At 65.1% G+C, this 20,845-nt stretch carries 19 protein-coding genes; 14 read left to right on the top strand and 5 right to left on the bottom strand.

Annotated elements, in window-relative coordinates; translation table 11 throughout:
- The first annotated feature begins 61 nt into the window (after positions 1-61).
- Positions 62-1,432: a mechanosensitive ion channel gene (locus tag L2D00_04040; GenBank protein ID WBQ13859.1), complete on the top strand. Its 1,371-nt coding sequence runs from the start codon at positions 62-64 to the stop codon at positions 1,430-1,432.
- Here L2D00_04040 and L2D00_04035 read toward each other — a convergent pair.
- From L2D00_04035 to L2D00_04025, 3 genes are read right to left on the bottom strand one after another with little or no spacing between them, the layout of a single operon-like run.
- Entirely contained in the window at positions 1,429-2,370 is a 942-nt protein-coding gene (locus tag L2D00_04035) for an alpha/beta fold hydrolase (protein ID WBQ13858.1), read from the bottom strand. The two genes, L2D00_04040 and L2D00_04035, sit on opposite strands and share 4 nt — an antisense overlap.
- Positions 2,371-2,394: 24 nt before the next feature.
- Positions 2,395-3,258 (bottom strand): alpha/beta hydrolase, encoded by an 864-nt coding sequence (locus L2D00_04030; GenBank protein ID WBQ13857.1) that lies wholly within the window; start codon positions 3,256-3,258, stop codon positions 2,395-2,397.
- The gene (locus L2D00_04025) at positions 3,255-3,965 is read right to left on the bottom strand and encodes a TetR family transcriptional regulator (GenBank protein ID WBQ13856.1); all 711 of its coding nucleotides are present in this window, start codon (positions 3,963-3,965) and stop codon (positions 3,255-3,257) included. The genes L2D00_04030 and L2D00_04025 overlap by 4 nt, the downstream gene beginning before the upstream one ends.
- Before the next feature lie 194 nt (positions 3,966-4,159).
- On the opposite strand from L2D00_04025, the gene L2D00_04020 reads away from it, so the two are divergent.
- The gene (locus L2D00_04020; GenBank protein ID WBQ13855.1) at positions 4,160-6,448 is read left to right on the top strand and encodes a TonB-dependent receptor; all 2,289 of its coding nucleotides are present in this window, start codon (positions 4,160-4,162) and stop codon (positions 6,446-6,448) included.
- 136 nt (positions 6,449-6,584) lie between these two features.
- Positions 6,585-7,967: an MFS transporter gene (locus tag L2D00_04015; protein WBQ13854.1), complete on the top strand. Its 1,383-nt coding sequence runs from the start codon at positions 6,585-6,587 to the stop codon at positions 7,965-7,967.
- 86 nt (positions 7,968-8,053) lie between these two features.
- Here L2D00_04015 and L2D00_04010 read toward each other — a convergent pair whose 3' ends face one another.
- Positions 8,054-8,599 (bottom strand): DJ-1/PfpI family protein, encoded by a 546-nt coding sequence (locus tag L2D00_04010; GenBank protein ID WBQ13853.1) that lies wholly within the window; start codon positions 8,597-8,599, stop codon positions 8,054-8,056.
- A 265-nt stretch (positions 8,600-8,864) separates the two neighbouring features.
- Between L2D00_04010 and L2D00_04005 the strand changes: the two genes are divergently transcribed.
- Genes L2D00_04005 through L2D00_03995 form a run of 3 tightly spaced genes read left to right on the top strand, consistent with a single transcriptional unit; the run spans position 8,865 to position 13,614 of the window.
- Positions 8,865-10,640: an N-acetylglutaminylglutamine amidotransferase gene (locus L2D00_04005; protein WBQ13852.1), complete on the top strand. Its 1,776-nt coding sequence runs from the start codon at positions 8,865-8,867 to the stop codon at positions 10,638-10,640.
- A gap of 19 nt (positions 10,641-10,659) precedes the next feature.
- Complete coding sequence (ngg, locus tag L2D00_04000) at positions 10,660-12,429, top strand: N-acetylglutaminylglutamine synthetase (GenBank protein ID WBQ13851.1); 1,770 nt, start codon at positions 10,660-10,662, stop codon at positions 12,427-12,429.
- A 12-nt stretch (positions 12,430-12,441) separates the two neighbouring features.
- Positions 12,442-13,614: an osmoprotectant NAGGN system M42 family peptidase gene (locus L2D00_03995; GenBank protein WBQ13850.1), complete on the top strand. Its 1,173-nt coding sequence runs from the start codon at positions 12,442-12,444 to the stop codon at positions 13,612-13,614.
- Here L2D00_03995 and L2D00_03990 read toward each other — a convergent pair.
- Complete coding sequence (locus tag L2D00_03990; GenBank protein WBQ13849.1) at positions 13,611-14,333, bottom strand: EAL domain-containing protein; 723 nt, start codon at positions 14,331-14,333, stop codon at positions 13,611-13,613. The two genes, L2D00_03995 and L2D00_03990, sit on opposite strands and share 4 nt — an antisense overlap.
- Before the next feature lie 187 nt (positions 14,334-14,520).
- On the opposite strand from L2D00_03990, the gene L2D00_03985 reads away from it, so the two are divergent.
- The 8 genes from L2D00_03985 (at position 14,521) to hisIE (ending at position 20,834) form a co-directional block, all read left to right on the top strand.
- A complete protein-coding gene (locus tag L2D00_03985; protein ID WBQ13848.1) occupies positions 14,521-14,838 on the top strand; it encodes a YerC/YecD family TrpR-related protein in 318 nt (105 codons plus the stop codon).
- A complete protein-coding gene (hisG, locus tag L2D00_03980; protein WBQ13847.1) occupies positions 14,835-15,719 on the top strand; it encodes an ATP phosphoribosyltransferase in 885 nt (294 codons plus the stop codon). The genes L2D00_03985 and hisG overlap by 4 nt, the downstream gene beginning before the upstream one ends.
- 1 nt (position 15,720) lies before the next feature.
- Entirely contained in the window at positions 15,721-17,019 is a 1,299-nt protein-coding gene (gene hisD / locus L2D00_03975; protein ID WBQ13846.1) for a histidinol dehydrogenase, read from the top strand.
- 551 nt (positions 17,020-17,570) lie between these two features.
- The gene (hisB, locus tag L2D00_03970) at positions 17,571-18,158 is read left to right on the top strand and encodes an imidazoleglycerol-phosphate dehydratase HisB (protein ID WBQ14487.1); all 588 of its coding nucleotides are present in this window, start codon (positions 17,571-17,573) and stop codon (positions 18,156-18,158) included.
- Entirely contained in the window at positions 18,159-18,755 is a 597-nt protein-coding gene (gene hisH / locus L2D00_03965) for an imidazole glycerol phosphate synthase subunit HisH (protein WBQ13845.1), read from the top strand.
- Positions 18,752-19,474, top strand: a complete 723-nt coding sequence (locus tag L2D00_03960) for a 1-(5-phosphoribosyl)-5-[(5-phosphoribosylamino)methylideneamino] imidazole-4-carboxamide isomerase (GenBank protein WBQ13844.1) — start codon at positions 18,752-18,754, stop codon at positions 19,472-19,474. The genes hisH and L2D00_03960 overlap by 4 nt, the downstream gene beginning before the upstream one ends.
- Positions 19,468-20,235, top strand: coding sequence for an imidazole glycerol phosphate synthase subunit HisF (gene hisF / locus L2D00_03955; GenBank protein WBQ13843.1), 768 nt, complete (start codon positions 19,468-19,470; stop codon positions 20,233-20,235). The genes L2D00_03960 and hisF overlap by 7 nt, the downstream gene beginning before the upstream one ends.
- Positions 20,232-20,834, top strand: a complete 603-nt coding sequence (gene hisIE, locus L2D00_03950) for a bifunctional phosphoribosyl-AMP cyclohydrolase/phosphoribosyl-ATP diphosphatase HisIE (protein ID WBQ13842.1) — start codon at positions 20,232-20,234, stop codon at positions 20,832-20,834. The genes hisF and hisIE overlap by 4 nt, the downstream gene beginning before the upstream one ends.
- The last annotated feature ends 11 nt before the right edge of the window (positions 20,835-20,845 follow it).

The raw sequence follows: 20,845 nt of genomic DNA, 5'->3' as shown, positions 1-20,845 counted from the left end.
CGACAAATGCGCCTGAGCGCGCAACGCTCTGACAAATGCATCGCACCCGGGCCAAGAACCGATGACCACGCCGCAGGCTGCGCCTGAATCAGCCATTGATGATCTGCTGGCGCTTGACGAAATCCAGGCGCGCCTGCTCGAGGCGTTCCACTGGTTTGAGCAGACGGTTCTCAATCTCGATAACGGGGTTCAGCTGGCCCTGATCACCGCGGCACTGGCCCCGGCCCTGATCTTTGGACCAAAGCTGCGCCAGCTGGTTATTCAGACCACATCGGGCTTTTTGAAAGCCGGGCTGGCGCGCCGACTGATCAACGCCGTGTCCCGGCTGATGACGCCGCTGGCGCTGCTGCTCGTGCTGACGCTGATCCAGCTTGTCCTCGCCGTGCTGGAGCGCCCCTACGCGCTTCTCAACGCCGCCACCAGCCTGATGACCGCCTGGATCGTGATCCGGGCAGTGTCGCTGATCATCCAGTCGAAATTCTGGTCCAACGTCGCCTTCTATATCGCCTGGCCGATCGCTGTGCTGGACGTATTCGGCCTGCTGGTTCCGGTGACCCAGCAGATGCAGGCCTTCGCCATCCCTCTGGGTATGGCCGATGACGGCACGGCGATCCAGCTCTCCCTGTTCGATATCGTGCGCACGCTGGTTTATTTTGGGGTGCTGTTCTGGCTCGCCTCGCTGGCCGGACGTACAATCAATAGCCAGCTTGAAAAGACCGAGGAGCTGTCGCCCGCCTTCAAGGCGCTGATCTCCAAGGTGCTGGGCGTGCTTCTGCCCGTCACCGCGCTGCTGATCGCACTTCAGATGACGGGGTTCAACCTGGCCACGTTGGCGATCTTCTCCGGCGCGGTGGGTATTGGCGTGGGCCTGGGCCTGCAGAAGACCGTGGCGAACTTCGCCGCCGGGTTCACGCTTCTCGCCGACAAATCCATCAAGCCGGGCGACGCTATCGAGGTGGACGGCACGTTCGGCTGGGTCAGCGCGATGCAGTCGCGCTATGTCTCGGTGCGCACGCGCGACGGCACCGAGATGCTGATCCCGAATGAGCACTTCATCGTCAACGGTGTGATCAACTGGTCCCATTCTGACCGCGTTGTGCGCCTGCATGCGCCGTTCGGGGTGTCCTACAAGACGCGTGACTTGCGCGCGGTCCAGGACCTGGCCCAGAAGGCGGCCGCCAGCGTGCCGCGGGTCGTCACGGACAAGGACCCGGTCTGCAATGTGATGGAGTTCGGCAACAGCGCGGTGAACTTCGATCTGCGTTTCTGGATCGCGGACCCCGAGGCCGGGCTCTCCAATGTGCGCAGTGATGTCTATCTGGCGGTCTGGGACGCGCTGCACGAGGCCGGGATCGAAATCCCGTTCCCGCAGATGGACCTGCATGTCAAAGCGCTGCCCGCCGCCGCCTCAGGGCCGCCGGACCAGGCTTAGTCGAGCCGGTCTTCGCCCAGGCCGGCCAGGAAATTGCGCACCACCATCACGCTCTCCTGCGGCGCTTCCTCCATGGGCATGTGACCGGCATTCTCCAGAACCACCACGCGCGCATCGGGCATGGCTGCCTCGAAACGGCCGGCGTTTTCCACCGGGATCATCACGTCCGTCGCGCCCCACAGCACCAGGGCCGGGGCCTCGACCCGTGCCAGATCTGCCTCCGGATCAGGCAGGGTGAACTGTTCCAGGCGCGCGATTAGCGCGTCCTGAACACCCGGGGTCGTCATCATGGCGCGAATTCGCGCGACCTGTTCATCGGTGACTTTGGACGGGTCTGCATACAGGGCGCGCGTCGCGGCGCGCACGCCGACTTCCGGTGCCGTGTTCAGGTACAGGCGCACGGGCAGGGGGATCGGTGCCGGTTCATCGCCCACGCCATGCATCGGGTACCCGCCCGGACTGACCAGGACCAGCCCCTCCACCCGGTCCGGATGGTCGGCGGCGTAGCGCCACGCCACCAGCCCGCCCAGCGATGAGCCACCCAGCACGAACCGGTCCGGTGCCACTGCGTCCAGCAAGGCGCTGACCTGGGTGACCGTGTCTGTCACGCTGTAGGCGCCGTCGGCGCGCGCGCCGGTCAGACCGTGCCCGGGCAGATCAAACCGGATCACACGGTAGTCGGCCGACAGGTCGTCCGCCCACTGATCCCAGGTCTCCAGCGAATGGCTGAAGCCGTGGATCAGCACGAGCGCCGGGGCGTCCGCCGGTCCGTCCTCGCGCACACGCCAGGTCTCGCCGCCAGCGTCCACGAGCCGATCTGCGCCGGTCTGGAGACCGGCCGCCGGCACGTCGGACCCGCCTGTGCGGGAGAGGAAGGCAAAGACGGCGACCAACAGGATCGCGATCAGGATCAGAGCGCCCAGAATGCGCAGCAACATGGAGATCATCCTTGAAACCCAGACTCAGTCGAGCCCGGCGAGAAACGCATGAATGGCCCGCGCCGCTTCAGGCTCGGTCAGGAGCGGCGCATGGCCCACATCCGGCACTTCGGCATAGGCCATGTGCGGCGCGCGCGCGCGCATCTCGTCCACGCAGGCGCTGGCCAGCAGATCGGTGATCGCGCCGCGGACCAGCAGAAGCGGCGACGCCGCCAGCGCTTCAAACTGCGGCCACAGATCGGGCGGTGCCACATTGCCGGTGCGCGCGAGCTTTGAAATCGCCGGGTCATAGTCGAACACCACCTGGCCGCTTTCCAACTCGCGGCATGTGCGCCGGGCGAACGCGCCCCAGAATGCGTGTCCGGTCTCTTTCGGAAAGGCCTCGCCATTGATGGCGCGCACGGCCTCCGCCGCCGCGGCCCAGTCCACGAAGGGTCCTGCGGCTCCGCCCACATAGCCCTGGATACGGGTGAGCCCCCGGGGATCGAGCTCAGGCCCGATATCATTGATGATTGCGCCTGCGATCAGACCGGGACGGCCTGCCGCCATGACCATGCTCATCAGCCCGCCCATGGACGTGCCCAGCGTGATCACCTGGTTCCAGCCGGACTGGGCGAGCACGCCGAACATGTCCTGGACATAGATACCGGGATTATAGTTTTCCGCCACGGGATCGCGGTCAGAATGCCCGCGTCCGCGCACGTCCACCGCGATCACAGACCGTCCCGCGGCGGCGATGGCCGGAATGACCTCTTCAAAGTCCCGGCTGTTGCGTGTCAGCCCGTGCATGCAGAGCACCGGCAGGCGGTCAGTTCCGGTATCGTAATGGCGGTACCACGTCCTAACGCCATCGGGCGCGGTGTAGGTGCGGGCTGTATACTGGGTCATGCGGTCGGGTGTCCCGGGCTCTGGTTTTCACGTTCGGCGCGCGCTTCGGCGTCCTTGGCGCACAGCCGGCGGAAACCGGCGGCGATGAAATCAGGCAGCCGGTCGGCGACCGCCTTGATGTCGGTGGATTTGCACAATCCGTCCGACAAGGTATCGATTCGGCCGGTTTCGGCGAAAGTCAGCACCAGCGCCCCGGACAGGAAGTGATAGCTCCAGAACAATTCTTCCTCAGGGCAATCGGGCAGCGCCTTGCGGATCGACTGCAGGAAACGGCGCACGATCGGGTCATAGTATTTCGACATCACAGCGCCGCCCCAGTCGGGCGCGTTGGTGATCTGGCCCAGCAGGGCGAAATAGCTTTTCCAGCCCGGATCGCCGTGGATCGACCGCTCCAGGAGGGGATGGGTGAAGGCGGCGATGATCTGCTCGACCGTCGGTCCGTCGGGGCCCGCTTCACGTTCACAGGCCTCCAGCTCCTGCAGGCGGACCTGATTGAGCTGCTCGGCGCGCCGCAGCAGGACGTCGTCAAACAACTCGCGCTTGCCACCGAAATAATAGGTCACCAGCGCCGGGTCACTGTCGGCCTCGCGGGCGATTGCCCGGACGGTGACGCCGTGGAAGCCCTTGAGCGCGAAGAGCATCTCGGCTGCGTCGAGCAGTTTCTCGCGAGTGACTTCACCGCGGCCGAGTTTGCGGGCGACTGCCATGCGGCCTCACTTGAGTTGGGAGCGTTTGGGACGGTCGCTCCGGGTCCGGACAGTGTGGCGCGTACGCCTCACAGATTTGTCTCAACGTCTGAGGAAAGTCTAATTGCCGTTGACTTTTCATTCAACGTTGAAATTATCGCGACCGAAGCGCCCCGTCAGTCGGGCGCACGGGCAATACCAGGGAGGGATGCTCAATGACCACGCTCAAGAAATTTACGACGGCTGCTGTCCTGTTGGCCAGCGCATCATGCCTGCCGTTCGCCGCTACGGCGGTTGCCCAGGAAGCCAGCGCAAGCGATGCGGCCAGCCGCGACGTCGTGACGGTCACCGCCCGGCGCCGTGAAGAATCCCTTCAGGACGTGCCGGTCTCTGTGACGGCCTATTCCGGTGCCCAGCTGGAAGCCATTGGCGCCCAGGACATTACCCGAATCGCCCAGACCACCCCGAACGTGACGCTGGAAGTGTCGCGCGGCACCAATTCGACGCTGTCAGCGTTTATCCGCGGCGTGGGCCAGCAGGATCCGGTCGCCGGCTTCGAGGCGGGCGTGGGCATCTATATCGATGATGTGTATCTGAACCGGCCCCAGGGCGCGGTGCTGGACATTTTCGACGTCGAGCGCATCGAAGTCCTGCGCGGGCCGCAAGGCACGCTGTACGGCCGCAACACGGTCGGTGGCGCGGTGAAGTATGTGACGCGCCGTCTGGATACCGAGCCGAGCTTCTCGGCGCGCCTGAACATCGGCAGCTATGAGCAGCGCGACGTGATCGTCAGCGGTTCGGCACCGCTCAGCGACAGCTTCCGCGTCGGCGGCGCGCTCGCCCGTCTCAGCCGCGGCGGATACGGCACGAATCTGACCAATGGCGAAGACAATTACGACAAGGATGTCTGGGCCGGCAGGGTCTCCGCCGAATTTGAACCCACGGACCGTATCTTCATCCGCGCGGTCTATGATCGCACCGAGGACACCTCCAATCCGCGCGGTGGCCACCGTCTGATCACGTCGCTCCTTACCGGCGCGCCGGTGCTGGACAATGTGTATGACACCCGAGCGGGCCTGAACGTGGTCGAGCAGGAAATCGAGGCGCAGGGCCTGTCGCTGTCGGGTGACTTCGAGATCAACGATCAGTGGACCTTCCGCTCGATCACCGCCTGGCGCGAAGACAGCTCGGTCACGCCGATCGACTTTGACTCGCTGCCGTCCGCGGACCTGGATGTGCCCGCAATCTATGAAAACGAGCAGTTCAGCCAGGAATTCCAGCTGGTCTATACCGGCGAGCGTCTGAACGGCATCCTGGGTGCTTACTATCTCGACGCGGAAGCCTCCACCGTGTTTGACGTGGTGCTGGCCAATACCGGCGCGCTGATCGGACTGCCGGGCCTCAATGCCCAGACCTTCGGCGATGTCAGCACGGAAACCTGGTCGATCTTCGGCGACTTCTCCTACGACCTGACCCCGCAATGGTCGGTATCGCTGGGTGCGCGCTACACCCATGACGAACGGTCCTCGATCGTGCTGCGCCGGACCTATATCGGCGGCTTCTCGGAGTTCTTCGGCGGCAATCCGACGCTGATCGCGACCACGTCGAACTTCAACGGATCCGAAAGCTGGACTGATTTCAGCCCGCGCCTGTCGGTCTCCTACCGTCCTGACGACGCGAACAATTTCTACGCCAGCTTCTCCCAGGGCTTCAAAGGCGGCAGTTTCGATCCGCGTGGCCAGACTTCCGTTGCCATCGGCGCCGGGATCGATGTGTTTGAATTCATGCGCTTCGAACCTGAAACCGTGAACGCCTACGAGGCGGGCTGGAAGTTTGCCGAGGGTGCCTACCGTCACTCGCTGGCCTTCTTCTACAATGACTACACCGACGTCCAGGTGCCCGGCTCGATCGGGGTGGACACCGATGGCGACGGCGTGTTTGACACCTTCTCGGGCGTCACCACCAATGCCGGTGCGGCGACCATCTGGGGCTTCGAGTATGAAGGGGCCCTGGGTCTGGCCGACGACGCGTTCAGAAGCGGCGACACCCTCGATTTCAACTGGGCGGTTGGGTACCTGAACGGCCAGTATGACCAGTTCATCAACGCGTTCGGCGTGGACGTGTCCGACACGGCCGTGATCCAGAACACCCCTGAGTGGATGGCTGCGGGCACGCTGAACTACACCGTGCCGGTGTCCAACGGGGCGCTCTCGATCATCAACACGCTGGCCTATCGCGGTGCGTACAGCCAGTTCGAGATCCCCAATGCGACGCTGGATCAGGACGGCTACACCCTGTGGAACGCCTCTGCGGTGTGGAACTCCAATGATGGCCGCTGGCAGGCGGGCGTCCACGGCCGCAACCTGACCGACGAGCGGTACAAGGTGTCGGGCTATAACTTCATGAATGCGAACGGCACGCCGAACCTTGGCCTTGAGGGCACGCTGACCGCCTTCTACGGCGATCCGCGCACGGTCACCGCGACCATCGCATTCCGCTACTAGGGGCCGGCAGGGGGACAAGCGCCGCTGCGCCCGGGATCGGGCCAGCGGCGCTTTTTCTTTGCAGTAACCGATACTTCGGTTCCATCATGACGATCTGCGCCATCCGGTGCCAAGAAAGACAGACCAGGGGAGCGATATGACAGCCGCCAACCAGTCTCCGGGGGCAGCCGAGCCCGCGCCACCCACCACGCGCTATCGCGCCTGGGTGCTGTTTATGCTCTTCATCGTGTACGCGTTCAATTTTCTGGATCGCCAGATCATCTCGATCCTCGCGATCCCGATCCGTGAGGACCTGGGGCTGGATGACCGGCAACTGGGCCTTCTGGGCGGCATTGCCTTTGCGGCACTCTATTCCACCCTCGGCGTCCCGATTGCCTGGCTGGCTGACCGGTCCAACCGGACCTGGATCATCACGGCGTCCCTGACCGTGTGGAGCGGCTTTACGGCCCTGTGCGGCTTTGCCCAGAATTTCTGGCAGCTTTTCGCCGCCCGGGTCGGGGTGGGCGTCGGCGAGGCGGGCGGGGTTGCTCCGTCCTATTCGCTGATTGCCGATTATTTCCCGCCCGATGCCCGCGCACGCGCACTGGCCATCTATTCGCTGGGCATTCCCATCGGCAGCGCGTTTGGCGTGGTGGCCGGCGCCCAGATCGCGGGCGGCGCCATTGGCGAGGACCTCGACTGGCGCGCTGCCTTCATTATTGTCGGCCTCGCCGGCGTGCTGATCGCGCCGATCTTCAAACTGACCATGCGCGAGCCCAAGCGCGGCGGGCTGGACCCTGTCAGCGAGCGGGAAAAAGCCGCGGCTATCGCCAAACACCCGCCGCAACAGGGCGAAGGCCTCGCGGGGAAGGCCATCGAGGAGGCTGCAAGCAAGCCGGGCATCTTTGATGTCCTGCGCATTCTCTTGAAGAAACCGTCCTTCTGGTTCCTGACGCTGGGCGCGTCGTGCTCGTCCATGATGGGGTATGGCGTGTTCTTCTGGATGCCGAGCTTTATCTCGCGCACCTATGAACTGGGCATAATCGACACTGGCTGGGTGTTCGGCACGGTTCTGTTCTTTGGCGGCAGCCTGGGCATTCTGCTTGGCGGCATTCTGGGCGACAAGCTGGGCAAGGCAAAGAAAACCGCCTACGCCATCGTCCCAGCGCTCGCCTTCCTGGCCGCTTTCCCTCTGTATGTGCTGGGCACGTTCGCGCCCACGCCGCTCTATGCCGTTCTTCTGTTTCTGATCCCGACGGCGCTGGGCCTGAGCTGGCTTGGGCCGGTTCTCTCAGCGTTCCAGCATTTGGCCCCGTCCAATATGCGATCAATGGCATCGGCTATCTTCCTGTTGATCAACAACCTTCTGGGCATCGGGGTCGGCGTCTACGTGCTGGGCGAATTGTCCACGCTTCTGGCCCCGACATTCGGCGAGGAATCGCTGCGCTATTCCATCGCCATCGGCGCATCACTCTACGCCGTTGCCGGCGTGCTCTTCCTGCTGGCGTCACGCACCATTGAGCGGGACTGGGAGAAATAAGGTTACCGTCGTCGCCATCTCAAACGCGGAAGGGCGGCTGTGTGTTCACAGCCGCCCTTCTTGTTCTAAGGCGTTGGGCGCGCCCGTCAGGCCGCCGCTTCAACCATGCTCAGTGTTTTGACGAAGGTGGAGATGGCGTCGGTGCGCCCATCCTCGCCGCTAGCCGCGAACAGGTCGCCGCGCAGCGCCAGCACGGCGTCGCCACTGTCATTGGGCGTCTTGCCGGCGGCTTCGGTGACCCAGGCCGCCGCCTCACCCATGGCCAGCACGGGTTTGCCCGCCGACAGGAAGGCCTGGATAAACAGGCGCGATTCCTGATCTTCAATCAGGCGCGCGATCCCGCGCTCGCCGCCGGGGACAAGCAGTCCGGCATAGGCGCTGGCCGGTTGTTCGCCGGGATGGCTGTCCACCACGAAATTCATTTCTTCGTTGGCCGCAGACCGTCCGCTTACCAGCGACTTGTTCGGGCTGACGATGACGGTGCGGTAGCTGCCGCGCTCGGCGGCGGTCGCCACTTCGGTCAGGTCTGACGCATCGAATCCGTCTGCGAGCAGCACGGCGATGTCTCCGGCCTCGCCGATCTGGGCAAGGTCAATACGGTCGGGACGGTTGGACGGTCGGGTAAAAGCCACATTTCCTCCTGGCGCCTCTGATGGCGCTCCACAAACTTTCACAAATGTCGTGACAGGGAGAACGTAGGAAGAAGCTGATCCACGTCAACATCACGCAGTGCAATATCAGGTGAAAAGCGGTGTGATTTCCCGCAATTGCCACGCAAAACTTGCAATCTCAATCGAATTTCACGACATAGAGCCCGCCAAGGCATCCGCAGGGGCATTGGAAATTCACGAGCCATTTGCAGGCCGGTGCAAGAAAATCCGGGAAAGGAAGACGTCTATGTGCGGTATCGCCGGTGAAGTGCGATTTGATGATCAGCGACCGGATCTGGCGGCCCTAGAGCGGGCGACAGCATCGATGGACCGGCGCGGGCCCGACGCTTCCGGCCTGCATGCACAGGACCACATCGCCTTTGGTCACCGCCGGTTGAAGATCATTGATCTCACCGACGCGGCCCAGCAGCCGCTGGTGGATTCCGAGCTCGGCCTGACCGTGGTGTTCAACGGCTGCATCTATAATCACCGTGAACTGCGTGGCGAGCTGGAAGGCAAGGGCTACCGCTTCTTCTCCACCGGTGACACTGAGGTCATCGTGAAGGCCTATCACGCCTGGGGAGACGACTTCGTCCACCGTCTCAACGGTATGTTCGCTTTCGCGATTGCCGAGCGCGATACCGGCCGCTTGCTGATCGGACGCGACCGGCTGGGTATCAAGCCGCTCTATTACGCCGAGACACCCGGCGCGATCCGTTTTGCCTCCACCTTGCAGGCGCTGCTGGCCTACAAGGATGTGGACCGGTCGCTCGATGCGGACGCGTTGAACTTCTATTTCAGTTTCCACGCGGTCGTGCCGGCACCCTGGACCATGGTGCGCGGCGTGCGCAAGCTGCCGCCCGCGACCCTGATGCGCATCGAGCCGGACGGGTGCCGCACCACGCGCCAGTACTGGGATGTCAGCTTCGGTCCGCGCGATGACGAGCGCGGCTATACCCGCGCCGACTGGAAGCATGTGGTCGCAGAGTCCCTTCGTCTGGCCGTCAAGCGCCGCCTGGTGGCCGACGTGCCGGTGGGCGTGTTGCTCTCAGGCGGCCTCGACAGCTCCCTGATCGTGGGATTGCTGGCTGAAGCGGGCCAGACGGGCCTGTCCACTTTCTCCATCGGGTTTGAAAGTGTGGGCGAGGAGAAGGGCGACGAGTTCCAGTACTCCGATATTATCGCGAAACGCTTTGAGACCGACCACCACCAGATCCGCATCGACACGGACCGGGCGCTGCCGGCGCTGGAGGAGGCCATCGCCGCGATGAGCGAGCCGATGACGAGCCATGACTGCGTCGGTTTCTATCTGCTCAGCCAGGAAGTCTCACGCCACGTCAAAGTGGTGCAGTCGGGGCAGGGCGCCGACGAGATATTCGCCGGCTATCACTGGTATCCGCCCATGCTGGACACCAACGATCCGCTGGATACCTACGCGAAGGCCTTTTTCGACCGGGACCGCGGCGAGATGGGCGATCTTTTGCAGGAACGCTGGCTGAACGGCGACACGCCGCGCGATTTTGTCGCTGAACACTTCGCCCGGCCGGGTGCTGACCGGCCTATCGACAAGGCACTGCGCATCGACACCCAGATCATGCTGACCGATGACCCGGTCAAGCGCGTCGACAACATGACCATGGCCTGGGGCCTGGAAGCGCGCACGCCCTTCCTGGACTATGAAGTGGTGGAAGCCGCCGCGCGCGTGCCGGGCGAGTTCAAAACCGCCGAGGGCGGCAAGGGCATCCTCAAGGATGTCGGGCGTGATGTGATCCCGCACGAGGTCATCGACCGGCCCAAGGGCTATTTCCCGGTTCCGGCGCTGAAATACCTGCGCGGACCCTATCTGGAGCGTGTGCGCGACGCGGTGACGTCGCAGCGCTTTGCAGGCGCCGGCATTGTGCAGCGCCGCTATGTCGATACCCTGCTGGCTGACCCCGAAGCCCATATCACGCCGCTGCGCGCCTCCAAGCTCTATCAGATCGGCTTGCTGGCGATGTGGCTGGAGGCTCACGACCTTGGCTGACTCTCTCAAAGGAGGGCGCATGGCCGGACGCAATGCCGACACGCCGCGCAGCGCGCTCAGCCACCGGCTGAAGCGGATGCGCGAACATGGCCTGAAGCAGCCCATCAGCGGTCAGGACCGCGGCCAGCCCGACCGGGACGCCGTGGTGGATGCGGGCTGGGGCCGTCTGATCTTCGCGCAGACCTTTGACGGTGCCGAACCGGTCATCAAAGCGCTGCGCGAGGAGCAGAGCGGCAAGCGCGACATCGCCGTGTATATACGCGATCCCCATGTGGCGATGGCGGCCGCACCCCAGGAGGTCTTCCTGGACCCGTCCCATACCTTCCGGCTGGATCTGTCCACCTATCGCGCCTCGCGCCGCCAGCTGAAGGGGTTTTTCGTTCGGCGGCTGTGCTCCGAAGCCGACGCGCGGGCCGTCAACGTCATCTATGCCGGACGCGGCATGGTGCCTGTGGACCCTGACTTTTTCTGGCGCCAGCGCGACAGCCGCAGTCAGACCTATCTGGTGGCCGAAGACACCGAGACCGGAGAGGTGCTGGGCGCTGTCACCGGCATCGACCACGGACGCGCCTTCGCGGACCCCGAGCACGGCAGCTCGCTATGGTGCCTGGCGGTGGATTCGCGCGCACCCCATGCCGGCATTGGCGAAGCGCTGGTGCGCCGCCTCGCCGAACTGTTCCTGGCGCGCGGCTGCGCGTTCATGGACCTGTCGGTGCTGCACGATAACGAGTCCGCCATTGCGCTGTATGAAAAACTGGGCTTCCGGCGCGCGCCGTATTTCACCCTCAAACGCAAAAACACGATCAATGAGAAGCTCTTCATTGCGCCTGCGCCCGAGCAGGGGCTGAACCCCTATGCGCGAATCATCGTGGATGAAGCGCGCCGCCGCGGCATTGGTGTGGAGGTGCTCGACGCCGAGGGCGGGTTCTTCAAGCTGACCCATGGCGGGCGCTCTGTGGTGTGCCGAGAGTCGCTGAGCGAACTGACCCACGCCGTCGCCATGAGCCGGTGCGACGACAAATCCGTGACCCGGCGCCTGATGATCGAGGCGGGCGTGCCCACGCCCCCGCAGCTGAGCCTGTCGCCCAAGACTGCCGATCTGTCAGAGGCTGAGGCCTTTCTGGAAAAGCACGGCTCCGTCGTAGTGAAGCCGGCGCGCGGCGAGCAGGGCCGGGGTGTGTCGGTGGGCATTGAAACACCCGAAGATCTCAAAGCCGCGTTCGAGGATGCGCGCGCCCATGGCGGTGCGGTGCTGGTGGAGCAGTGTGTAGCCGGTGACGATTTGCGCGTCCTGGTCATCAATGACGCGGTGGTGGCAGGCGCCCTGCGCAAACCGCCGCACATCCGCGGTGACGGCGTGAAGAGCGCGCGTCAGCTCATTGAAGCACTGTCGCGGCGGCGTGCTGCGGTGACGGGCGGAGAATCTGTCGTGCCGCTGGACGCTGAAACCGAGCGCAATGTCGCGCGCGCCGGCTATCGGCTGGATGACATTCCCGAGGCTGGCGGCATCATCCAGGTGCGCCGCACAGCCAATCTGCACACAGGCGGGTCGCTTCACGACGTCACCGACAAGCTGCATCCCGCGATCGCGCGCAGCGCCGTGGCTGCCGCGCGCGCCATTGAAATCCCGGTGGTAGGCGTGGACTTCATTGTGACTGCGCCCGATGCGCCCGACCATGTCTTCATTGAAGCCAATGAGCGCCCGGGCCTGGCCAATCACGAGCCCCAGCCCACAGCCGAGCGCTTCATCGATCTGCTGTTTCCGCTATCGGCACCGCGCAAGACCTGAGGACCCCTGTTCATGCCTGTCATCGACGACGCCTATCTCAAGGAATGTCTCGCCCGCCTGCTCGATACGCCCAGCCCGTCGGGCTATACTGACGCGGTGACGCGGGTGTGCTGCGAGGAGCTCAACGCGCTGGGCGTGCCGTATGAGATCACGCGGCGCGGCGCGATCCGGGCGCGCATCCAGGGCGGACGGCGCAAGCCAGCGCGCGCGATTGTCGGCCATATCGACACGCTGGGTGCCCAGATCAAATCGATCAAGGATAACGGCCGCATGGAGGTCGTGCCCATCGGTCACTGGTCATCGCGTTTTGCCGAAGGCGCACGCTGCACGGTGTTCACAGCCGAACATGGCGCGTTTCGCGGGTCGATCCTGCCGCTGAAGGCCTCAGGGCATACGTTCAACAAGGAGATTGATTCCCAGCCCGTGGCCTGGACCCATGTGGAGCTGCGGCCGGATGTGGTGGCAAACAACCGGGCGGATCTCGAAGCGCTGGGCTTCAATATCGGCGATATCGTCGCCATCGATCCGCAGCCGGAGTTTCTCGACAACGGCTTCATCGTCTCGCGCCATCTCGACGACAAGGCCGGCGTGGCGGCCATGCTGGCGGCACTCAAATCAATCGTGGAAGGCGATGAGCCGCTCGCGGTGGATACATATTTCCTGTTCACCATCACCGAGGAAATCGGCCACGGTGCCAGTTCCATCCTGTCTCAGGACATTGCCTCCATGGTGACCATTGATAACGGCACCACCGCGCCGGGGCAGAACAGCCGTGAATTCGGCGTGACCATCTCGATGGCTGACCAGACAGGGCCGTTCGACTATCACCTGACCCAGAAACTCCTGCGCCTGTGCCGCGACGGGGGGATCGAGCACCAGCGCGACGTGTTCCGCTACTACCGTTCCGACAGCGCCAGCGCCATCGAGGCAGGTGCCGACGTGCGCACCGCACTGGTCACCTTCGGGATTGACGCCTCTCACGGCTATGAGCGCATCCACATTCACGCGCTGCATTCGGTGGCGCGCCTGATCCGGGCCTATGCGCTGAGCCGCGTCGAGATCGGCCGCGACAGCTTTGAGCTGTCCGATCTGTCGGGCTTCACCAAGCTGCCCATGGAGCCGGCCGATGAAGCCGAATGGGATGGCCGGGACGAAGCGCCGGAAACGCCGTCGGGGAAGCCCTAGGCGCGTAGCGCAGGCCGGACCGGAACGGTCTCCGGCCAGTTGATTTCGGGCACGGACTGCACCGCCGGGCGGGCAAACAGATAGCCTTGCATCAGATCAATGCCCATGCCCGAGAGTGCCTGCATCTCCGGCACGGTCTCGATGCCTTCGGCGATGACTTTGACGCCGAGCAATTTGCAGGTCGAAACAATGCCGCTGACAATGGCCTGACGTCCCGAGTCCTGGTCGATCCCGCGGATCAGACCCATGTCGAGCTTGATGACATCCGGGCGGAAATCGGCGAGCAGGCCCAGTCCGGAGAAGCCCGCGCCAAAATCGTCAATGGCGGTGATCAGATTGCGCGCCTTGTACTCGGTGATGATCGCCTTGACGTGCGCCACATCGGTGATGCGCTCGCCTTCGGTAAACTCCAGCATGATCCGGTCGGCAGCGAACCCGGTGCGATCTGCCGCCTCCATCGTGGTGCGGATGCACGCGGCGGGCACATAGACGGCATTGGGCAGGAAATTGATCGACAGGATGGGGCCGCCGGCGGCGTTGAACAGCGCAGCCGCCAGCTCGATGGCCTTCACCCGGCACGCCTGATCAAACGCGTACTTGTTCTCGTCGGTCACCTGATCGAGCACCCACATCGCGCCCTGGCCCTCGGGGCCGCGCACCAGCGCCTCATACGCCCAGGCCTTGCGTTGCGACAAGCTCACAATGGGTTGAAATGCCATGGTGAACTCAAACGGAGCCGTCACACCATCACGGCAGGCAGAGCATGTCATGATCGGACCCTCATAAAGCTTATAAATCGCCGTCCAGCGTGAAATTTCGATTAACCCTCTGATCGGCTGCGTTGCACGCTTGTGTTATCACGATGTCACGTTAGAACGGCCTCGAAATGTTGCGGAGCCGTGTGTGATGACCCGACAAGATGATGTCAGACCGGACGCGGCCGATGACGTGGGCGCGCTGTGCCGCGCGCTGCTGACGCTGCGCTCCGAAGACGAAATGCGCCGCTTTCTGCGCGACCTCACCACACCGGGCGAAATGCAGGCGCTGGCAGAGCGCTGGCGCGTCGCGCGCATGCTGGACGAGGGTGCCAAATCCTACCGCGATATCAGCGCCGAGACAGGCGTGAGCACGACAACGGTCACCCGCGTCGCGCGGTTTCTCACTCAGGAAGATCATCAGGGGTACCGGCTGGTGCTGGACCGGACCCGGGAGACACACGCATGACCGACCGTCTTACACTCGCCGTCCAGAAAAAGGGCCGCCTGGCCGAAGGCGGGTTCGAGCTGCTGGCCAAAGCCGGGGTGAAGCTCGCCTATGGGCGCGATGAATTGCTGCGCCGGGCCGAAAACCTGCCCCTGGACCTCATGCTGATCCGCGATGATGACATTCCGAACTTCGTCGCCTCGGGCGCGTGTGATTACGGGATCGTGGGCGAAAACGTGCTCTACGAAGCCCAGGCGCGCCATACGCGCCTGAAGGGCCTGGAGGTCGCGCTGCGTCTGGGCTTTGCGCGCTGCTCGCTCAAGTTGGCCGCACCCAGATCGGGCGAGATTTCCCGGGTCGAGGATCTGGAGGGGCGCACCGTCGCCACCAGCTATCCCGGCCTGACAGCGCAGTTTCTCAAGGCCCGTGGCGTCACGGTGGACATTGTGGAAATGGGCGGGAGCGTGGAACTGGCCCCGCGCATGGGTGTGGCTGATGCCATTTGTGATCTGGTCTCCACCGGCGCGACGCTGGAAGCCAATGGCCTGACTGCGTTTGAAACCGTGCTGGAAAGCGAAGCCGTTCTGGTGCGCGGCTCCCGCCCGCGTGCGGCGGCCGCCGATGATACCGCCAATCTGCTGATCGAGCGGTTCAAGGGCGTCATCGCCTCGCGCCAGACCAAATACATATTGCTCAACGCGCCCCGCGACCGGCTGGACGAAGTGCGCGCCGTGCTGCCTGGCTCGGAATCGCCCACGGTCGCGCCGGTCGTCGGACGCGACGATCTGGTGGCCGTCCATGCCGTGTGCCGCGAGGAAGTGTTCTGGTCGACGCTGGAGAAGCTGAAAGCCGCCGGCGCGCGCTCCATTCTGGTGATGCCGATAGAAAAGATGATGGCCTGACATGTTGCAGAGATCGATCTGGAGTCGGATGGAAGCCGGCGGGCGCGAGCAGTTCGCGCAGCGCCCGTCAGAGGGCTCTGACGCCATGGACACGGCGCGCGCCATCCTGGATGATGTGCGCACGCGCGGCGAAGTGGCGGTGCGCGACTATGCCCGGCGCTTTGACCAATGGGTGCCGGCCGGGGGCTTTCGCGTCCCGGCCAGCGAACTTGAAGCCGCCGCCAGGGCGCTGCCGGCCGGGGATGCGGAGGCGATCCGCGCTGCAGCGGGTGCCGTTCAGGCATTCCACCAGCAGCAGGGTTACCGGCCCATCAGCGTCGAAACCTGGCCCGGCGCCCGCGCCGAGCGGCGCGCCACGCCCATTGATGTGGCAGGGCTCTACGTGCCGGCCGGAACGGCACCGCTGGTCTCCACCCTGATCATGCTGGCTGTGCCGGCCAAGATCGCGGGCGTGCCGCGCATTGCTGTCATCGCCCCGCCGCGCAAGGGGCAGGGGGTCGACCCCGCCATTCTGGCCGGTGCGCAGCTTCTGGGCCTCGACGAGGTCTACGCCATTGGCGGTGCCCACGGCGTCGCGGCGCTGGGATACGGGCTGGCTGGATTGCCCAAGGCCGACAAGATATTCGGGCCGGGCAATGCCTATGTCGCCGCGGCGAAGGCGCTGCTGGCCCAATCGTCTGGCGGCGCGGCGACCGATCTGCCTGCCGGGCCCAGCGAGGTCATGGTGGTCGCTGACGATGAGGCCGATCCTGACTTTGTCGCCATCGATCTGTTAAGCCAGGCCGAGCACGATCCTCTGGCGCAAGTCGTGCTGGTGGCGTGGTCAGACGGCTTTGTTGACAGGGTCGAGGCGTCGATCGGCCGCTGGCTGGAGCGCTTGCCGCGCGCCGGCACCGCCCGCGCCGCGCTTGCCAACTCGCGTGCGATCATCGTGTCGGGCGAGGCCGAAGCCATTGAAGCCGCCAACGCCTATGCCAGCGAACACCTGATCGTGCAGACGCGCGAACCGCGCGCCCTCGCCGAGAAGGTACGCCATGCCGGATCGATCTTCATCGGCCCCTGGACGCCCGAAGCGGCGGGCGACTATGCGGGTGGCCCCAATCACGCTCTGCCGACATCGGGCGCGGCGCGTGCCTATGGCGGTGTGTCAGTGGAAATGTTCCAGAAAACCACAACCCTCCTCGAGCTTGACCGGTCCGGCGCGCAAGCCATCGCACCGACTGTGGAGCGCCTGGCCGCGCTGGAAGGGCTGGACGCCCACAGGCTGGCCATGGCGGTGCGCCGGGAGCGTGCGTCATGACCGGCTGGCTGGATTTATCAACTTCGGTCACTGACAGGCAGGCCAAGTCCCAGGCGGCACTGAAGGCGCAGCTGGCAGGGATTCTGACAATTCCCGCTGAGCAGATTGTCCTGGCGGCCTCGCCGGCTGACGCGCTGCGGGCAGATCCCGGTCTGGCGGCCGCCGCGCAGCTGGACGCTTCACAGCTGGATCGCGCGATTACCGCACCAGCCCTGATCCGCCTGGGTCCGGACCGGGCACCGGTCACTGCGATCATCCTTGCGGACAATCAGGCAGCTGCCGCGCTGTCTGTGAGCCTGGCCACGCCGCCACTGGCGCTGATCGAGGCCGGGTTTGACGCCCTGCGCCCGGCAGCGCGGGCAGCTGCACGCGCGGATCGCACCGAACGCAATCGCATTCTGGCCAGCCTTTCGGTGCTTGTGGGCGGCGAGGGGACACAAGAAGGCCTGCGCATCGACCCCGCCAAAGCCGCGTCGCTGGCCCTGCAATGCGCGCCGGACGGTCTGCTGACCATCCCGGACGCCGCCACGGCCCGCGCCCTGGCGGCGCACCTGGGGGCAAAGGCGTCCGGCCGGCGCGCCAGCGTACGCCGCACCACCAAAGAGACCGACATCGCGCTCAGCGTCGATCTTGATGGCGAGGGCGCACGGGTGGATACCGGCGTGAAATTCTTTGACCACATGCTCGACCAGATCGCCCGCCATGGCGGCATCGGTCTGGATGTCGCCTGTGAAGGCGATGTGGAAGTGGACGCCCACCACACGATCGAAGATGTCTGCCTGGCGCTCGGCGAGGCGCTGCGCGAGGCGCTGGGCGACAAGCGCGGCATTGCTCGATTCGGCTTTGAAACGCCCATGGACGAGACGCGCGCCGGGGTATGGATCGATTTGTCGGGTAGGCCGTTTGCGCGGTTTGACGGCGTGATCCCCGGTGAGCGCGTCGGTGATTTTCCCGTGGAGATGTGCCCCCACGCCTTCCGCTCGCTGGCCGAATCCATGAAGGCCGCGATCCATGTTTCGGTGGACGGCGAGAACGCCCACCACATGATAGAATCTTGTTTCAAGGCCTTTGGCCGGGCTCTGCGCATGGCGGCGCGCATTGAAGGTGACGCCCTGCCGTCCACCAAGGGCGTGCTCTAGATGACGCTTGCCATCATCGACACCTCCACGGCGAACATCGCATCTGTGCGCTTTGCGCTGGAGCGGCTGGGCATTGAGCCCGTGCTGGCCCGGGCACCGGGCGAGGCCGCCGACGCGGCACGCCTGATCCTTCCCGGAGTGGGAGCGGCCGGCCCCGCCATGGCGCGGCTTGAAGCCTCTGGATGGGCAGACGCCCTGCGTCGTGAGACGCGGCCTGTGCTTGGGGTCTGTCTGGGCATGCAGCTCCTGTTCGAGCATTCCGACGAGAGCGATTGCGCTGGGCTGGGCCTGATCCCGGGCCGGGTGGTGCGTCTGGACCCGGGCGCAGACGGTCCCTGGCCGCACATGGGCTGGAACACGCTGGAGACCGTGCGCAACGAGCCGCTCATGGCGGGCGTTGCCGACGGAGCCCATGCCTATTTCGTACACGGGTTTTATGTCCCGGAAGGGCCGCACACGCATGTGCGCACGCGCTATGGCGGACCGGTCACGGCCATCGCCCGGCGCGGTCATATCGCCGGCTGCCAGTTTCACCCTGAACGCTCCGGCGCGGTCGGTGCGCAGATTTTGCGCAATTTTCTGGAGACGCGCCCATGATCCTCTACCCGGCGATTGATGTGCTGGACGGCCGTGTAGTGCGTCTGGCCAAGGGCGATTTCAACGCCGTCACCGATTATGGCGGCGACCCGCTGGCGGTGGCGCAGGCCTGGCGCGCAGCGGGCGCAGACTGGCTGCACCTGGTCGATCTGTCCGGCGCGCGCGCTGGCGCCCGGCGCCAGACCGGCCTGGTTGCTGCCGTGGTGGCGGCGGGCCTGCAGATACAGACCGGCGGCGGCGTGCGCTCGGCTGAAGACGTGGAGGCGCTGCTGGACGCCGGGGCATCGCGTGTGGTGGTGGGCAGCCTGGCGGTCAGCGATCCGCAGACCGTGATCGGCTGGATTGCCCGGTTTGGCCATGAACGCATCGCCGCCGCGTTCGATGTCCAGATGGAGGGCGGGGCTGTGTACCCGACGCTGAAAGGCTGGACCGAGCGCGCCGAGCGCACCTTGCCTGAATTGCTCTCTGACTATCGCCTCGCCGGGCTTGCCCACGCCCTGGTCACCGATGTGGCACGCGACGGCATGCTGTCGGGCCCCAACACCGGCCTCTACCGCGATCTGATCGCCGTGCGCCCGGACATCGCCTGGCAGGCGTCAGGCGGCGTGTCCTCGCTGGACGATGTGCGCACGCTTAAAGAGGCTGGTCTCTGCGGTGCCATCATGGGCCGCGCCCTGTTCGAGGGCCGGTTCAAGCTGGAGGAGGCGCTGGCATGCTAGCGCGGCGCATCATCCCCTGCCTGGACGTCAAGGATGGCCGCGTGGTCAAGGGCGTGCGCTTTCGCGATCACGAGGATGTCGGCGACATCACGGGCCTCGCGGCGCGCTATGCGGCGGAGGGTGCGGACGAGCTCGTTTTCTATGACATCGCCGCCAGCCCGCAGGCCCGCACGGTGGAGCCTGAATGGGTGTCCCGGGTGGCGCGCGAGATCGATATTCCGTTCTGTGTGGCCGGCGGTATCCGCACGGTGGACGACGCGCGCGCGCGGCTGTTTGCGGGCGCCGACAAGATTTCGGTCAACTCACCCGCCCTGGAAAACCCAGGCCTGATCGATGTTCTGGCGCGCGAGTTCGGCAGCCAGTGCGTGGTGGTGGGGATCGACAGCCGCGAGATCGGCGGGACATGGCGGGTCCACCGCAATACCGGCGATCCGGACAAGACGGTTCAGGAGGCGCGCGCCACCCTCGACTGGATCGCCGAAGCCGTGAACCGTGGCGCCGGTGAGATCGTGCTCAACTGCATGGATCAGGATGGCGTGCGCGAAGGCTATGACATCGCCCAGCTGGCCGCCGCCCGCGCGCTGTGTCCGGTGCCGCTGATCGCGTCCGGCGGGGCCGGCGCACGCGAGCATTTCGCCGATGTGTTTACCCGGGCCCATGTGGATGGGGCGCTGGCCGCCAGCGTGTTCCACAAAGGCGTGATCGCGATTGGCGAACTGAAAGCCTGGCTCGCGGGCCAGGGCGTGGAGATACGGCCATGAGCCTGGATGTGGACTGGGAAAAGGGGGACGGTCTCGCCCCCGCCATCGTGCAGGACGCTGATACCGGTGCAGTGCTCATGCTGGGCTATATGAACCCGGATAGCCTTGCTGCGACGCAGGAGAGAAGCCTCGTAACCTTCTGGTCACGCTCAAAGAACCGCCTGTGGACCAAGGGCGAAACCAGCGGCGATGTGCTCCATCTCGTATCACTGGCGCTAGACTGTGACCGGGACGCGATCCTGATCCAGGCCCGGCCTGCGGGCCCGACCTGTCACCTCGGGACGGTGACGTGCTGGGGCGATGATCCGGGCTCCGATATCGCCTTTCTGGGCCAGCTCGGCCGGGTCATCGATCAGCGCGCCAGCGCCCGGCAGGACGCCAGCTACACCGCCAAACTCCTCAGCAAAGGCATCGCCAAGATCGCCCAGAAGGTTGGCGAGGAGGGCGTGGAGACCGCGCTCGCCGCCGTCGGCGAAAGCGACGCGGCGCTGCTGGGCGAATCCGCCGATCTTGTTTTCCACCTCATGGTCCTGCTCAAGGCGCGCGGGTTGAGCCTGAGCGATGTGGCCAAGGTGCTGAAGGCGCGGCACACGTCCTGACGCGCCCCCCG

It is taken from the genome of Hyphomonadaceae bacterium BL14 (genome assembly GCA_027627705.1).
In the GTDB taxonomy this organism is placed as follows: Bacteria; Pseudomonadota; Alphaproteobacteria; order Caulobacterales; family Maricaulaceae; genus Oceanicaulis.
Note: the sequence above shows the minus strand (reverse complement) of the source record. Positions and strands in the feature narration are given on the sequence as shown.